Raw genomic sequence first — 16,364 nt, 5'->3', positions numbered from 1 at the left:
CATATGCATCCTGCACTTTGGATCAGTAAAACCGGGCTCGACGCGGCGCAAACCGACGTGTCCGTGGTGTCGAATAACCTGGCAAACGCATCAACTGTCGGCTTTAAAAAAGACCGCGCAATATTTGAAGATTTGCTCTATCAGAATATTAATCAGCCGGGTGGGCGGTCATCTGCCGATACCGAGTTGCCATCCGGATTAATGGTTGGCGCAGGTTCGAAGGTTGTGGCAACGCAAAAAGCGCACACGCAGGGCAACCTGCTCACGACTGACAATGCGTTGGATATGTCTATTCAGGGCCGTGGCTTTTTTGAAATTCTGCAGCCGGATGGCTCGATTGCCTATACCCGCAATGGACAGTTTACGTTAAACGACCAGGGGCAAATTGTAACCCCGGGCGCAGGCTTCTTGCTGCAACCGCAAATAACCATTCCTGAAGATGCCCAGCAAATCACTATTTCTCAGGACGGTGAAGTATCAGCGTCAGTGCGTGGTCAGGCTGAGCCACAGGTGCTGGGGCAGCTTACTGTATCGGACTTTGTAAACCCAACGGGTCTGCAGCCCACCGGACAAAACCTTTACGTTGAGACTGCTGTTTCCGGCGCGCCAATCCAGGGCGTTCCAGGACTTCAGGGACTTGGCACCATCGTGCAGGGCACCCTTGAAACGTCAAACGTCAACGTGACCGAAGAGCTGGTGAATCTGATTGAAAGTCAGCGTTTATATGAAATGAACTCCAAGGTTATCTCATCGGTAGATCAGATGCTTGGCCAGGTCATTCAGCAGTTATAACAAATAAGTGAGACGGTTATGCAGCGCCTTATATTCATTGCGATCGCCGGAATAATTAACAGCGGCTGTGCCAGCACAGCGGCAGATCACGTGCAGGCAAACGACCCGTCGTTTGCACCTGTGATCCCGGATATCCCGCGCGAGCACATCGTTGAAGACGGTGGTTTGTTTCGCCCTTATATGGCCAACAGTCTGTATTCCGACGTCACCGCCCGCCGTGTCGGTGACATTATTACCGTGACGCTGAGCGAAAATACGGCGGCATCCAAGTCGGCCGGGACGACCACGTCAAAAGAAACCGGCGTCGATTTACAGCCCATCACCGGACTAGGTGGCAATGCTATCAATATTGGTCCCGAGTCTATTCAGTTGGGTGTAAGTTCGTCCAATGAATTTACCGGCGACGCCCAGGCGAACCAAAGCAACAGTTTGAACGGCAGTATTTCCGTCACGGTTGTTGATGTGCTCGCTAATCAGAATCTGGTGATCCGCGGCGAAAAGTGGCTCACCCTGAATCACGGTGACGAATACATTCGCCTGACCGGCATTATTCGGCCGGCCGATATTTCCCCGGCGAATGAAATTGTGTCTACCAAAATTGCCAATGCGCGGATCCAGTACAGTGGTACCGGCAGCTTCGCCCGTTCACAGGAAAAGGGTTGGTTAACCAAGTTCTTCTCCTCTGAATGGTGGCCGATGTAAGGAGGTCCTATGCGATTATTCACGTGTGTATTACTTAGCTTTGCCCTGTTCAGCCATCAGGTATTTGCCCAGCGCATTAAAGACGTAGCCAGTATTCAGGGCGTGCGAAGCAACCAGTTAATTGGCTACGGGCTGGTAGTGGGTTTACCTGGTACCGGTGAGCAAAGTCCGTTTACCGAGCAGAGTTTCCGTACAATGCTGAGTAATTTTGGTATCAGCCTGGACCCGAATACCAAACCTAAAATTAAGAACGTTGCCGCTGTTGCGGTACACGCCGATCTGCCGCCATTTACCAAGCCGGGTCAAACTATTGACGTTACGGTATCGTCAATTGGTGAGGCGAGCAGTTTACAAGGCGGTACGCTGCTACAAACCTTCCTGAAAGGCGTCGACGGCAATATTTATGCGGTTGCACAAGGCAGCCTGGTCGTTAGTGGCTTTGGCGCTCAGGGCGGCGACGGGTCGCGCATTATTGTTAATACCCCAACGGTGGGGCGCATTGCTAATGGCGCGTTAGTTGAACGCGCTGTACCGAGTGGCTTTGCTGCCGGCGACAGTTTAACTCTGAACCTTAACTACCCGGATTTTTCAACAGCCAAAGCGTTGGCAGACACTATTAACGAGCGGTTTGGTGCCCAACCTGAAAAAGGCTACGCCATTGCTGAACCACTGGATGCGGCGTCTGTGCGCGTGACTGCGCCACGCGATCCGGGGCAACGAGTTGGCTTTCTGGCAACACTGGAGAACTTTGAGTTTACGCCCGCCGACGCGCCAGCCCGTGTGGTGGTAAATAGCCGCACCGGCACCATTGTTATCGGACGTGATGTGCGCTTACTTCCCGCTGCTATTACGCATGGTGGTCTTACGGTAACGATTAGCGAGAATCAACAGGTATCTCAACCTAATGCCCTGGCTGATGGCGATACGGTGGTGACCACACAATCCATCATCGATGTGAATATGGCCGACAGCCGCATGTTTAAGTTTGAGCCAGGTGTAACACTGGATCAATTGGTCCGCGCCGTGAACGAAGTTGGCGCCGCGCCAGGCGACCTGATGGCAATACTCGAAGCCTTGCGTCAGGCAGGCGCGCTACAGGGTGAGCTGGTGGTGATCTAATGGACTTACTCAACAGCAAAACAACACTGGAAAACGCTCGTAACGTACACGATATGTCGAGTATTAACCGCCTCAAAGAAGCGGTATACAGCGACGACAAAGATGTGCTGAAAGAAGCTGCGCAGCAGTTCGAGGCGATTTTCGTGCAAATGATGCTGAAGTCTATGCGTAAAGCACAGGATGCCATGGCCGATGAAGACAGCCCGTTTAATTCTGAGCAAATGAAATTTTACCGTGACATGCACGACCAGCAAATGGCGGCGGACATGTCCAGCGGTGGTGGCCTTGGGCTGGCAGATCTGATTGTTCAGCAGTTAGGTCAACCCGAAAAAGGCCAGTTTATGCCGGCCAGCGTGTTGCGCAACGACGGCAATTTATCGTCGCTTAACTGGCAAAATCGCACCCAGGTCGAAGAGGCACAGGCGCTGGCAGAGTCGGTTTCAGAAGAAGCCGTGCAGCAAGCGTTTAAAGCCGCGGCGTTCGACAACCCGGCGGCATTTGTGGAAGCCCTGTATCCGGTAGCGTCAAAAGCTGCCGAAAAACTGGGTGTTGCGCCTGAAGCGCTCGTTGCACAAGCGGCAGTCGAGACCGGCTGGGGCCAATATGTCATTCACGACAGTAAAGGTAACAGTTCGAATAATCTGTTTGGTATTAAAGCCAACAGTCAGTGGAAAGGTGAAGCGGCCACGGTAGACACCGTTGAGTTTGATGGCACCGTTGCACGGCAGCAAAAAGCGGCGTTCCGCAGTTATGAATCACTGGAACAAGGTTTAGGCGACTACGTTGATTTCATTCGTGATCAGGACCGCTACAAAGGCGCCGTAGAGCAGGCCAATGATCCCAAAGCTTACTTTAATGCTTTACAACAAGCTGGCTACGCGACGGATCCACAGTATGCAGACAAGATTATGTCAGTGTTGAACAGCGATCAGTTCCGGAACTATTTACCATGAAGTCGGTGATTCGGGAGGCTAGCCTATGAGCAGTAATGTGGATCTGTACTCCATTGCGACCAGTGGTGTTAATGCCAGTAGCCGTCTGTTAGCCACTACCAGTAATAATATTGCCAATGTTAACTCCGAAGGTTACGTTCGCGAACGGACGGTGTTTACCAATGAATTATTAGGCGGTGTGGGCAAAGCGACCACCGAACGGATCATTGATAAATTTGCGCAAAATCAAATGCGTCGGGATATCACCCAGGTTGGCGAATGGCAAACCTACTACAACAAAACAGAAGCCATTGATAACTTACTGGCCAATGAAGCGAATTCGCTGTCTACGGGCTTAAGTGAGTTCTTTGCCTCTATTCAGACCGCAGCGGATGACCCGACCAATCTGGCTTCACGCGATTTGGTGTTAAGTCAGGGCGATGCCATGTTGCGCCGCATGAGTTCCATTGCTGATTTCATGAATTACAAGGAAGACGAACTCAACCTTGAATTCGAAAGTATGGTGAATCGCTCCAACAGCCTGATTCAGACAATCGGTGATTTAAACAAAGCCATTCTGGTGGTGAAGGGCAATCACACCGGCGGAGAACCCACTGCACTGTTGAATGAACGCGACAATGCTATTAATGAACTCGCCGAACTGATGTCGATTGAGATCCGCGAGAGTAGTAATGCCAGCGGATCGCTGCTGGTAAATTTAACCAGCGGTGAATCACTGGTACTGGAAGATGGTAGCTTTAATCTGTTTGAGCTCACCGACAGCGCTGATGTGATGTACAAACAGCTACAGCTAGGCACCACGTTCGAGGGCACGAAAGCCAATACCAATATCCGTATTACCGAAGATGATCTGGGCGGTTCCCTGGGCGGCTTATTCCGTTACCGTGATGAAGTGTTAGGGCCGGCGCAACGCGATATCGGCCAGTTGGCCGTGGCCTTTGCGGATGCGGTTAACAGCCAGAACCGGCTGGGTATGGACCTCGACTTCCAGTTGGGTGGCGATATCTTCACCTTGCCAGAATTAACCGGGCTGCCTTACACAGGCACCCCTGACACCTTGCGGGTCTCAGGTCAGTTTACACCCGGGCAGGGGAGTGAAGTGACTGACGCAGATATCCGCGTAACCGTTACCGCTGTGTCTGGCGGCGTGCCTTCACAAGTGTCTGTTGAATTATTGAATGCAGATGGCAGTCCCAAAACGGACGAAAATAATCAACCCGTCAGTTTTAGCGGTATTGCGGTTACGGGCGGTTTTACTGAACTTCCCGGTGGTATCGAAATTCAGTTTCAGTCAGCATCGGGCTACAGCGTTGGCAATGAGTTTTTATTTCAGCCGGTAAAATACAGCGCAACGGATATTGAAATGGCTACGACGCGCCCGGAAGATTTGGCCTTCGCCAGTCCGATTCGCGTCGACGTGAACAATGGCAACCTTGGCGATGCCGAAGTTGTTGCAACGAAAGTCACCAATACCGAAGTAGACGCTACCTTAGGTGCGGATGCGTCAGCCTTTGATGGCGCCGGCGGTATTCACGGTCTGGCTGGATCACCCAGTGCAACTGTAGGGGCACCGGTACAAATTGTTTTTACCTCGGAAACCAGCTTTAACGTGCTGGACGGTGAAAACCCGGCCAACGTTATTACCAGTGTGAGTGGCGTAACAGACTACACGGATCTGCTGGCTCAGGCCGAAGCGTCAGGTGTCCCGGCTTGGCCTGCGTCATTTTCTGCACTTAACGACTATCCGGGCTATGATTTCAGTCTGCAAGGCAAGCCCGTAGCCGGTGACAGCTTCACCATAAGCTACAATACTGACGGTAGCTACGACAATACTAACGCCTTGTCATTGGCCAGTCTGCAAAAGCAAGGCTTAACCAAGCTCAGCACCAACAGTGTGAGTCAACCACGCACCTTGCATGAGAGCTACTCAACCTTGGTCAGCCGGGTGGGTGAGGATGCGTCTTCGGCCAGTATTGCGTTGCAGGCGGCAGAAGCCATGAAAGTGCAGTCAACGGACTGGTTTGATTCGGTGTCAGGCGTGAGTCTGGATGAAGAGGCGGCTAATCTGGTGCGCTATCAGCAGTCTTATGCGGCGGCGGCGCGTATCCTGTCTACCGCTCAAGAATTATTTAACACCATTTTGTCTTCAGTTAGGTAGTCACTATGCGTATTACGACCAATCAGCTTTACGATCAGAATATCCGCGCGATTATGGATAATCAGGCCGGACTGGCGGATACGCAGCTGGCACTGTCTTCTGGCAAGCGCATTAATAAACCGTCTGATGATCCGGTGGGTGCCGCCAAGGTTATCCGCATGACGGAAGAGTTGGACAGCCTGACACAATTTCAACGCAATAACGATCTGGTGACCGGTTCGCTGGCGCAGCAGGAATCCATACTGCGCAACATGACCGATACCATGAATCGCGCGCGGGTGTTAGCGCTACAAGCCGGTGACGGATTGCTGTCTGATGCAGACCGCAAAGCACTGGCGTCGGAAATTGCCCAGATCAAAGACGAAGTGTTTGATTTGATGAATTCGCAAAACGCCGATGGCGACTATTACTTTGCCGGTTATCAGTCTGAAACTCAGCCGTTTGTGTTTAATCCGGGGTCAACGGGCAATGCCTATACGTTTCAGGGTGATAGCGGTACTAACGAAGTCCAACTGTCGAGTAGTGTAACCATTCGCAGCAGCGCTTCCGGGCAATCTGTTTTCGAAGATGTAGCGGCGCGCCGCAATTTTTCCATTACCGGTACATCCGGTATGACTGTGGATTATGCGCTGGTGGAGGGACAGGGCGATTTCGATAAATTCTATCGTAATAACTATGACCCGATAAACGCGGCTAACAACAACTATCAGGTTAGTGTTATTTCACCTACGCAGGTGCAGATCGCCAACACAGGTACCGGTAATGTTGTGGCGACACAAGGCTACAGCAGTGGTGAGCCGTTTACCTTTGCGGGTATTGATTTCACCTTAACCGGCACAACCGGGTCAACGCTTAACTTCCAGTTAGATGCGCCGGAAAAGAAAAATATTGCGCAAACGCTGCATGAACTGGAAGGGATTCTGGATAACGAAAACGTTAGTGACGAAGACTTCCGCGAAGGGCTAAGCGATGCCTTGGTCGGTATCGATAACGCACTTGAGAAAATCGGCTTCGAAGTATCATCGATAGGCGCAAGACTGAACGTTGCAGAATCCGTGTATGAAACCAATCTGGATTTAGAAGTGGCAACCAAAGACGCACGTTCTGCCATTCAGGACGTTGACTATGCCGAAGCGTCTGCCGAGTTTGCTAAGCAGGAAGCAGCACTAACTGCTGCCCTGTCGACTTTTCCTAAAATTTCCAACCTGAGTCTGTTTAACTACCTCTGATTTTTGTTAGCTAAGCTAAAAGTGGCAAGGTACATGCGGCTTTGGTTGTCGATATGCGACGAGTAGTAACTCATGAGTAGTGTGTTGTCATGAATAGTAAGGCCGGGGTAGCCGTTGTCACCCCCACTGGGCAACACGGCTAGCGTAGTAAGTTTGCCTGTAACAGTGTCTAACAGCCATAATCGGGTATGCAAGGCTTTGCCATCCCAGCTTCGTCCTGCGACAAGAGCGGTATCATCATTCAGTAAATGCATGACCGGCCCGCCAATATACACACCCAGATCTTGCCACTGCCAACGACGGTACGGCGACTTACTTATGCCGAGTTGGGCGGTAAAACTGTCGGCATCGCGGCGGACCACCGCAATGAGTCGCCCATCAGAAGTAAAAGCAAGATCGCTTTCATTTGGGTAGCCTAAACCGTGTTTTCGCAGAGAGAGTACTTCATTGCTAGCGATTTCCATTCGACCGCGTAGGCTTCCCGAATATAAATTTAGTTGATTAGCTTGGCGTAAATAGCCCAAGCCCCAGCATTTTCCATTGAATTCTTCAGCACGCCACAACCACCAACCCTTAGGGCCCGGGAAGCTAATGCCCGACCACGTATTGTTACCCCTTGAAAACCAACTGACGGTTTCCGGCACCGGATGAGCGTCGGATGAGCGAGTATGCGCTATGAGCATGAGCTTGCCGTCACGGACCTTAGTGAAATGAGGATCGCGCAAGTCATATCCTGGCAATACTAATTGCTGGCAGGATATTCGCTGGCCAGTAACCGTGCATTGTAATACGACGATTTTGCCATCTTCACTCATGTGGCTCTTACCACACCGATAACTGATGAATAAATCGCCATCAAACATGACGGCATCACCAAATGCGTTATGGCTGTGCCCGCTGCAAACTCGCTTTATGTTATCTAACTGAATATTCAACATTAACTCTATCTGTTTATCGTGGCTTGTGGTTTTACTTTGAAAAAATGATGCGGGCTCAGTATAGCGCTTCAGATCGACGACTAAAGTTTTTTTGAAAATTTTATTAAAGGGAATTTCAACAATGTCGATAAAGGACTTGAGAGAGCCAGTTCATCAATTACCCCTCAGGTTTTGATGACTACTAATACAATGTAACGCCGGGGATCCCGGCAGCCAGCTCTAGCTGGATTGAGAGTGTAGGAGAGACTTATGTCTTTGTACGTCAATACCAACGTGTCTGCAATAAACGCGCAACGCCAGTTGTTCGATGTTTCTAATGCTTTGAGCACGTCTTTCGAGCGTCTGTCATCAGGATTCCGCATTAACCGTGCGTCTGACGATGCGGCAGGTCTGCAAATTACCGATCGTATGACTTCTCAGATCCAAGGTCTGAACCAAGCCGTGCGAAATGCCAACGACGCCATTTCATTAACGCAAACCGCTGAAGGTGCCCTGGCAGAAACGACAAACGCATTACAGCGTATCCGTCAGCTTGCTGTACAGTCACAAAACGGCATCAACTCGTCTGCAGACCGCGTTGCGCTTCAGCAGGAAGTGAATGCTCTGATCAGTGAATTGTCTCGTATTTCAACTGATACCCAGTTCGGTGGATTGGACATTCTGACCGGCGGTTACTCTGCAAACTTCCTGGTAGGCGCCAATGGTGGCCAAACCATCTCTGTAAACCTGTCTCGTAGTGGTGGCTTTGGTGCATCGGGTCTTGGTGTAGGCTCTGTGTCTGTATCATCGTTTGCTGCTGCATCAGCTGCGTTAACCTCCGTTGATACTGCAATCTCAGCGATAGGTGCACAGCGCGCTCAGTTAGGTGCGTTACAAAACCGCTTCCAATCTACTATTCGTAACCTGAGCAATATCTCTGAAAACGTTTCTGGTGCACGTTCACGTATCAAAGATACGGACTTTGCTGCAGAAACTGCTGCTCTGACGCGTAACCAGATTATCCAGCAGGCAAGTACCACGGTATTGTCGCAGGCGAATCAGCGTCCGCAAAGCGCGTTGCAGTTATTAGGTTAATCGTAATGATTCCTAAGTCAGGGAATGGGGCCAGGAGGTAGTGAACCAGGTATCCACCTGACAGCAGAGAGTAAGCTCACTCTCTCAAAAAAGAGCAAAAGCCGGACGAAAGTCCGGCGCTTTATTGCTTCTAACTAACTGAAAAATAAGCTTAAAAAAATTTAGTAAAAAAAGGCTAAAGGATTTCTCCTGCCTGCACGATAACTATTACAAAGGCACTGCGAATAAAAATAATAAATACGCAAAAGTGCCAGGCTGATCGCCCCAATAACAACAACATGATCGGCCAAACCAGGTTAACAAAAACAATAAAAACCTGGGTAATACAAAATCGTTAGGAGATTACAAAATGAGCTTATATGTTAGCACGAATGTGTCGTCGCTGAATGCTCAGCGGCAACTATTTACCTCAAATTTGCAGTTGAGTACCGCTTTTGAGCGTTTGTCTTCCGGTTTCCGGATCAACAGCGCCAAAGATGACGCGGCTGGATTGCAAATATCAGATCGGATCACGTCTCAAATTATGGGTCTTGATCAGGCTGTTCGTAATGCCAATGACGGCATTTCTCTTGCTCAGGTTGCTGAAGGCGCCATGCAAGAAATTACCACTGCACTACAACGTATCCGGGTATTGGCTATTCAGGCTCAAAACGGTATCAATACGTCTGCAGACCGCTTAGCACTTCAAAAAGAAGTATCAGCACTGAAACTGGAAATTAGCCGTATCGCGGCAACGTCACAGTTTGCTGGTGGCGATATTTTGACAGGGTCATTCTCTACCGCATTCCTGGTGGGAGCTCAAGCGGGCCAGTTTATCAGTTTTAACTTGTCTCGTACGGGCGGTTACGGTTTCTCTGGTCTTACCAACGGGTATGACGCCAGTGTACTGACAGCTGGACAGGCTTCAGCAACGCTACCAGTTATCGATGCGGCAATTTCTGCTATCGATGCCAAGCGGGCAGACCTGGGTGCGGTACAAAACCGGTTTCAGTCAACTATCAGAAACTTAAGTAATATTTCCGAGAATGCGTCGGCTGCACGGTCACGAATTCGGGATACAGATTTTGCCACCGAAACGGCAGAACTGACACGCTGGCAGATTATCCAGCAGGCCAGTACTACGGTACTTAGCCAGGCAAATCAGCGTCCACAAGCGGCATTGCAGCTACTGCAATAATCAGAGTGAACGCATGATGATGCTCAAGACTGTACAAATGCGGGGGCAGACTGCAGTCGATAATCGAATAACGATGAGTAGAAAATAAGAAAAACGGTCGAGTTGCAATATGTGGGGGCAGACTGCAATCGACCGGTGAGTAGAGTGTTTTTTTGCAAGACAACGTGTTTAAGCAAACTAAATTAAAACCCTGGGGTTTTTGTGCTGTGCTAAAGCTGCTGACTGACAGGAATGAAGCCAGGAGGTAGTGAGAGGTATGAGGTCTGAACATCATACCTGCCGCCAGCAAGAGCTTTTGCTCAGTTTAGCGCTGCTTAACCAGGCATTTGCCAAGCAAAGCGTCAGTTTTTTATCACTGACGCGAAAGATAATGCATAGGCTGTGCCAACACGTTGAAGTGAATTTTAAACTGCGTTGATAACAACAAAAAATACAACGCTTACTTTAACTGTTAGGAGAAATCCATGAGTCTATACGTTAACACCAATGTGTCGTCGTTAAATGCACGCCGACAACTGTTTACCTCTTCAAATGGTCTGGATACCGCGTTTCAGCGTTTATCCTCGGGCTTCCGCATAAATTCAGCTGCAGATGATGCTGCAGGTTTGCAAATCTCAGACCGGATGACCAGTCAGGTGATGGGGCTCGACCAGGCGGTACGAAACGCGAATGACGGGATTTCTCTTGCTCAGACCGCCGAAGGCGCAATGTCGGAAATAACAACGGCTTTACAACGTATACGGGTGCTGGCTATCCAGTCCCAGAACGGTATTAACTCGTCGTCAGACAGACTGGCACTGCAGAAAGAAGTCTCAGCACTGAAAACGGAAATTTCACGTGTTGCATCTACCACGCAGTTTGGTGGCGTCGATATTTTGTCAGGAGCCTATTCAGCAGCATTCCTGGTGGGGGCAAATGCCGGTCAGTATATTAGCGTTAATATTTCGCGTAACGGTGGCTTCGGGTTTTCAGGTCTTACCAATGGAACAGATTTAACGGTAGTATCTGCCGCAGGGGCATCTGCTGCGCTCACTACCGTAGATACAGCAATTTCAATTATCGATGCGAAACGTGCCGATCTCGGTGCAATTCAAAACCGCTTTCAGTCAACGATTCGGAACCTGAGCAGTATTTCTGAAAACGTCTCAGCGGCAAGATCTCGCATCAGAGATACAGATTTTGCCACCGAAACGGCACAACTTACCCGCTGGCAAATTATCCAGCAAGCAAGCACAACCATACTGGGACAGGCCAATCAGCGACCACAAGCAGCATTGTCGTTATTAGGCTAAACTTGAATACAAAGAGAGGGTGGAACTGAGAGGCCAACCCCAGCCAAGGATGGCGGCCGAAAGGCCACCAATAAAGGGAAGAAAACGCCGACTAACAGAACTGAGAGTGTAGAATTTAAGGTTGAGAGGCCAGTATATTTCTACTAATCCTGCCAGCCAGCAGAAACCGAATTTGCTCAAACTCCTAACGTGAGCAAGTTGGCCGGGTCGCCTTTTAGACCCGGCCTTTTTTATTCTTATCGCCGAATCATCACCAGTCAACTTACAGATTCCTATCATACAAATCCTGTGCCAACGTTTTTTTGACACATTAATATTTTTACTTTTTCTGCGTCTGTTCCTGTCCACACCCTTTTGCCTCGCATGACTAGCGGCTTTTTTGAGGCAATCACTATTACACTCCGAGCAGAAAAATACGCCAAACATCCGGTCACTATCACGATGACTGATTGCTACATTTACCTTTGCCAATGAACAGGCATTGCCACATGGCAAATATGAGCTGGCGATTTATTGCCGCTAATTGAATTACTTACTGTCTCAGCAAACACTTTTTAATTACTTTATCGTTCCCGCACCCATTGAATATTTACCCAGCATCAAGCTGCCTTGTTTATGCATTGATAATTTTACCAGGCTGATAATTGGATCGGCGACGTCGAACCACCAATTGCTTAAACGTGCTGTGCTGAATAAGCGCCAACAGAACAAAAAGAACAGACAAGTCATCAGACGACGTCCATTGACTTTGTTTTTACTCATCCGCTCATTTAACAGCACATTTCGCGATAGCGTTTCCACGCTAATTGCGCATTTTTGTACCGGCATTTTAAGCGCTTTAGTGTGTTAGGTTATAAAAAAACAAGATAAAAACTGTTACAAAACAGCGGTTTAAAAATAATTTAAAAAAAGTTAGAAAAAAAACTAAAGAAACTCAAGGAATGGCCGATACCTATAGTTGAGGGGTAATTCATTCTATGAATTGCGTAGTCGCCGGAGGGCGCTACAAATATGAGGTGGTTTAGCTGGATATCAGTCCGCTGAATCAGGTACGTAAGGTTTTAGTTTAGCAGAATTCACTGAATTCAACTAGCTGAAACCCCAGGAGGTTAGATAATGTCTTTATATGTAAATACAAACGTCTCGGCCCTGAATGCACAGCGTCAGTTATTCGATGTCAGTAATAAGCTAAGTACATCATTTGAGCGCTTGTCATCAGGTTTCCGTATCAACAGTGCTGCTGATGACGCAGCGGGTCTGCAAATCTCAGATCGTCTGACTACGCAGGTCCAGGGTCTGAACCAAGCCGTACGTAACGCAAACGATGCGATTTCGTTAACGCAAACGGCGGAAGGTGCTTTGTCAGAGGTAACAACCAGCTTGCAGCGTATTCGCCAGTTGGCGGTTCAGTCTCAAAACGGTATCAACAGCTCAGCTGACCGCGTTGCACTGCAACAAGAAGTAACAGCCTTGGTTGCAGAAATTTCTCGTGTATCTACCGATACCCAGTTCGCGGGTGTTGATTTATTGACGGGTGGTTTCTCTTCAAAATTCCTGATTGGTGCTAACGGTGGTCAAACAATCTCTGTAAACCTGTCTCGTTCTGGTGGTTTCGGTGCTTCAGGTCTGGGTGTAGGTACGGTTTCCGTGTCATCTATCACAGGTGCTTCAGCAGCGTTAACAGCAGTAGATACAGCGATTTCTTCAGTCGGTGCGCAACGTGCGTCATTAGGTGCCTTGCAAAACCGTTTCCAATCTACTATTCGTAACTTAAGTAGTATTTCTGAGAACCTGTCAGGCGCACGTTCACGTATTCGTGATACTGACTTTGCCGCAGAAACTGCAGAATTAACACGAAACCAGATTATTCAGCAGGCGTCTGTTTCTGTACTGAGTCAGGCTAACCAGCGTCCACAGACAGCGTTGTCGCTTCTGGGATAAGTTAGCTAGCCGGAACACTCCGGCAATGAGTTAAGATGGTAAACGGGCAACTGCTTTTAGCAGGCCCGTTTTGGCGTTTGTAATCAGGGGGTTAATTGTGGAAATTTCAACGTCACAAATTGGCCAGAATTTTGCTGGTGTTAAAAGCTCAAACGAGTTACAGACTGACAAATCGTTAGATCAGGTTCGTCCTGAAAATAGCGTTGAACAGCAAAACCTGGAAAAAAATAGCACGCCTTCAGCAGAAGATATTCAAGCTAATTCAGATTCTGCCGATAACTTTCAAAGAGAGGGGCGTAGTCAGGACCTGGATATCGCCGTTGAGGAAATTCAGTCATTTTTGCAGGTGCAAAACCGCAATCTGGCATTTTCTATCGATGACGATACCAAGCGGTCTGTGGTAACGGTTAAAGATTCTTCATCAGGTGATGTGATTAGACAAATTCCATCAGATGAAGTGTTGAGGTTAGCGGAACGTATAAAAGATCTCCAGCAAGACATCGGAAGTAGTGTGGGGGTGCTTTTAAACAAACAAGTGTAGAGGTGAATCATGACAATTCAATCGTTAGGTGTTGGTTCCGGGCTTGCGCTTGACGACCTGGTCTCGCAATTGCTCGACGCTGAACGTGCGCCCAAAGAAGAGCGCCTGAATGCAAAAGAAGAGCAGATAGAAGCTGAGATCTCGGCGCTAGGCCAAATCAAATCGAAATTGTCAGACTTTAAGGATACGCTTGATGAAATGCGCCGTGATTCTGATATCAACGGCCGGGAACCTACAATTACCCATCCATCGGAAGACTCCGAGATATTTACCGCTGAAGCGGCCAACTCTGCGTTGCGCGGCTCTTATGAAATCGCGGTTACCCAGTTGGCTTCAGGAAGTCGCATAGAAACCGCAGATGCCGACTTTGCAGATAGTTCTGATGCGGTGCTAACCGACGCCGCTGGTCCTGCCACCATGACGTTCAAAATTGACAACACTGGCGATAGCTTTACCGTGAGTGTGACTCAAAATATGACGCTGGCGCAGTTGCGTGAAGCAATTAACGACCACAGCGATAACTTCGGTGTTAACGCGAACATCATCGACACAGGCACCGCAGCCGGTGGTGCAAAACTCGTTTTTACCTCAACAACAACTGGGGCCGGGAACGACCTTAAGATTGTCAACGACGGTAATCGGGCTGAGCTAGATAAACTGACTACAACGGACTCCACCGAAACCGCGACCTATTTGAGTGCCGTTAAATCGGCGGCAAATGCGAAAGCGACCATAGACGGTATCGCGGTTGAGAGTGAAACTAACAACTTTGAAAACACCATTCAAAACGTGTCTTTTGAAGCGACGAAAATTTCACCACTGGATACCGACGGGATAACCCGGATGACGTCTACGTTGGAAATTGGTTACGACCGCAATGGGTTGGAGTCCAAAATCCGGGATTTTGTAGATAACTACAACAAAATCATCGACGATATCAAAACGCTTACTCGTTACGGTGAATCTGAACTGGAAGAAGATGGGGCGCTGGCTGGCGATTCATTGCTTCGGGGTATCAGTGGTTCACTGGCTAGTATTGTTGGTTCAAGCGTCGATTCGTCGTCATTAGGTAGTTTATTCTCACTGGGTGTGGAACTGGACTCCGACGGTAAATTAGAAATCAGTAGTCTCGATTTCGGCTTAGGCTCCGGTGAAGAGCGATTGAGTGATGCTCTGGACGATAACTTCGACGAAATTGCGAAGTTATTCACTGATGAAAATCAGGGGATTGCAACACGCCTTTATGAGCTTACCAAAGAGTACACGTCGTTTAGTGGATTAATCAGTTTGCGCGAGCGTTCTGCTAAAGATGATCGTGATCAGCTGAATGATGATCGGGAACGTTTTGAATTACGCATGACGAATTACGAGCAGATTCTAAGAGATAAATACCTTAACCTTGACCAAACCGTCGCAAAGCTGAACCAAACCGGTTCTGCTTTGCTGGCTGCGCTTGGTTAACGCTAGTGTATAGGAGTTAACATGGCACTTACTGGCATCAATGCATATCGAACTGGCAATCTTAAGCAGGACATAGCCAATGCGGATCCACATAAACTGACACTGATGCTGATGCAGGGGGCGTTGGACCGGATCGCCTATGCAAAAGGCGCAATGGAGCGTAGGGAATTCGAGCAAAAGTCGCAGTTGATATCACGTGTATCGGCGATTTTAATGAATTTGCGCGACACGCTGGATTTGGAGCTTGGCGGCGAAACAGCGGAAAATATGTATGCGCTTTACGATTACATGTTAGACAGATTGAACGAAGCGCACATGAAGAATAGCTTGAAGTTGTTGGATGAAGTGACTAACCTGCTTACTCCAATTCGAGACGCTTGGGTTCAAATTCCTGAACAGGCTAAACAGGAAGCTTACGAAGCGCAGCGTCAAAAACGTGAAGCTGTGTGAAAATCGACGAATTAAATCATCCATTGACGCCCGATGATTTGCGGGCGTTAAATCAACAAATCAGCGAGTGTTTGCTCTCTGATTCCCCCGAGAAGTACAAACATTTCAGCTCACTTATCACTCAGCGGGACGACATTATTCAATCTGTCCTGGCTGAACTCGATGCCGAACAAGCCCGGCTTTTTGCTCTAAACGAGTCAGTAGTCAACGACAACCTGAATAATGTGGCGCAAACCTTGCTAAAGTCAGCAAAGGACGATGTAAGCCAGTTTATCCGTAGTCAGGCAGCGATCAAAAAGTATAAATAAGCGGCATTTAGCGCCCAAATCCAGACATTAAATAGCTTTTTAACCGCAGACTGACTATATTTGCATTGGGAATGGCTACTTAAGCGTTTGTAATCCATAAGATTTCGTTTTTCGTGTGTGTAACGAATGGCATTGGTTTGCAAATAGGGCGAGTAATTGCGAATTCAGCGACAACGAATTGACGCTGTGTCAGTATAGCTGATACGCCTCGCAGTAATGCTCAGGCTGC

General features: G+C 48.6%; 15 protein-coding genes. 14 read left to right on the top strand and 1 reads right to left on the bottom strand.

Annotation, left to right across the window (positions count from 1 at the left end; translation table 11 throughout):
- Positions 1 to 3: 3 nt before the first annotated feature.
- Genes flgG through flgL form a run of 6 tightly spaced genes read left to right on the top strand, consistent with a single transcriptional unit; the run spans position 4 to position 6,953 of the window.
- The gene (gene flgG, locus BUB81_RS04955) at positions 4 to 792 is read left to right on the top strand and encodes a flagellar basal-body rod protein FlgG (RefSeq protein ID WP_073319230.1); all 789 of its coding nucleotides are present in this window, start codon (positions 4 to 6) and stop codon (positions 790 to 792) included.
- A gap of 18 nt (positions 793 to 810) precedes the next feature.
- Positions 811 to 1,494, top strand: coding sequence for a flagellar basal body L-ring protein FlgH (gene flgH / locus BUB81_RS04950; RefSeq protein WP_073319227.1), 684 nt, complete (start codon positions 811 to 813; stop codon positions 1,492 to 1,494).
- A 9-nt stretch (positions 1,495 to 1,503) separates the two neighbouring features.
- Positions 1,504 to 2,613, top strand: a complete 1,110-nt coding sequence (locus tag BUB81_RS04945) for a flagellar basal body P-ring protein FlgI (RefSeq protein WP_073319224.1) — start codon at positions 1,504 to 1,506, stop codon at positions 2,611 to 2,613.
- Positions 2,613 to 3,566 (top strand): flagellar assembly peptidoglycan hydrolase FlgJ, encoded by a 954-nt coding sequence (gene flgJ / locus BUB81_RS04940; protein WP_073319221.1) that lies wholly within the window; start codon positions 2,613 to 2,615, stop codon positions 3,564 to 3,566. The genes BUB81_RS04945 and flgJ overlap by 1 nt, the downstream gene beginning before the upstream one ends.
- A 25-nt stretch (positions 3,567 to 3,591) precedes the next feature.
- Entirely contained in the window at positions 3,592 to 5,724 is a 2,133-nt protein-coding gene (gene flgK / locus BUB81_RS04935; RefSeq protein WP_073319218.1) for a flagellar hook-associated protein FlgK, read from the top strand.
- A 5-nt stretch (positions 5,725 to 5,729) separates the two neighbouring features.
- Positions 5,730 to 6,953 (top strand): flagellar hook-associated protein FlgL, encoded by a 1,224-nt coding sequence (gene flgL / locus BUB81_RS04930; protein ID WP_073319215.1) that lies wholly within the window; start codon positions 5,730 to 5,732, stop codon positions 6,951 to 6,953.
- On the opposite strand, the gene BUB81_RS04925 is transcribed toward flgL, so the two are convergent.
- Positions 6,944 to 7,891 carry a hypothetical protein gene (locus BUB81_RS04925; RefSeq protein WP_084526235.1) on the bottom strand — a complete coding sequence of 316 codons (948 nt, stop codon included), beginning with the start codon at positions 7,889 to 7,891 and terminating at the stop codon, positions 6,944 to 6,946. The two genes, flgL and BUB81_RS04925, sit on opposite strands and share 10 nt — an antisense overlap.
- Before the next feature lie 249 nt (positions 7,892 to 8,140).
- Here BUB81_RS04925 and BUB81_RS04920 point away from each other — a divergent pair, with 249 nt between their 5' ends.
- The 8 genes from BUB81_RS04920 (at position 8,141) to BUB81_RS04875 (ending at position 16,135) form a co-directional block, all read left to right on the top strand.
- Positions 8,141 to 8,965: a flagellin N-terminal helical domain-containing protein gene (locus BUB81_RS04920; RefSeq protein WP_073319212.1), complete on the top strand. Its 825-nt coding sequence runs from the start codon at positions 8,141 to 8,143 to the stop codon at positions 8,963 to 8,965.
- Between the two features lie 349 nt (positions 8,966 to 9,314).
- Complete coding sequence (locus BUB81_RS04915; RefSeq protein ID WP_073319209.1) at positions 9,315 to 10,142, top strand: flagellin N-terminal helical domain-containing protein; 828 nt, start codon at positions 9,315 to 9,317, stop codon at positions 10,140 to 10,142.
- A 464-nt stretch (positions 10,143 to 10,606) separates the two neighbouring features.
- On the top strand, positions 10,607 to 11,434 hold the full coding sequence (locus tag BUB81_RS04910; RefSeq protein ID WP_073319205.1) for a flagellin N-terminal helical domain-containing protein: 828 nt from the start codon (positions 10,607 to 10,609) through the stop codon (positions 11,432 to 11,434).
- A gap of 1,116 nt (positions 11,435 to 12,550) precedes the next feature.
- Positions 12,551 to 13,375, top strand: coding sequence for a flagellin N-terminal helical domain-containing protein (locus BUB81_RS04895; RefSeq protein WP_073319195.1), 825 nt, complete (start codon positions 12,551 to 12,553; stop codon positions 13,373 to 13,375).
- A gap of 97 nt (positions 13,376 to 13,472) precedes the next feature.
- Positions 13,473 to 13,916: a flagellar protein FlaG gene (locus tag BUB81_RS04890; RefSeq protein WP_073319192.1), complete on the top strand. Its 444-nt coding sequence runs from the start codon at positions 13,473 to 13,475 to the stop codon at positions 13,914 to 13,916.
- Between the two features lie 9 nt (positions 13,917 to 13,925).
- On the top strand, positions 13,926 to 15,377 hold the full coding sequence (fliD, locus tag BUB81_RS04885; protein ID WP_073319189.1) for a flagellar filament capping protein FliD: 1,452 nt from the start codon (positions 13,926 to 13,928) through the stop codon (positions 15,375 to 15,377).
- 21 nt (positions 15,378 to 15,398) lie between these two features.
- Positions 15,399 to 15,827, top strand: coding sequence for a flagellar export chaperone FliS (fliS, locus tag BUB81_RS04880; RefSeq protein ID WP_073319186.1), 429 nt, complete (start codon positions 15,399 to 15,401; stop codon positions 15,825 to 15,827).
- Positions 15,824 to 16,135 (top strand): hypothetical protein, encoded by a 312-nt coding sequence (locus BUB81_RS04875; protein ID WP_073319183.1) that lies wholly within the window; start codon positions 15,824 to 15,826, stop codon positions 16,133 to 16,135. The genes fliS and BUB81_RS04875 overlap by 4 nt, the downstream gene beginning before the upstream one ends.
- Positions 16,136 to 16,364 lie beyond the last annotated feature (229 nt).

The sequence above is a fragment of the Marisediminitalea aggregata genome, from assembly GCF_900129565.1.
GTDB classification, from domain to species: domain Bacteria; phylum Pseudomonadota; class Gammaproteobacteria; order Enterobacterales; family Alteromonadaceae; genus Alteromonas; species Alteromonas aggregata.
The sequence above is the reverse complement of the archived record's forward strand: the minus strand, read 5'-3'. Positions and strand labels throughout refer to the sequence as shown.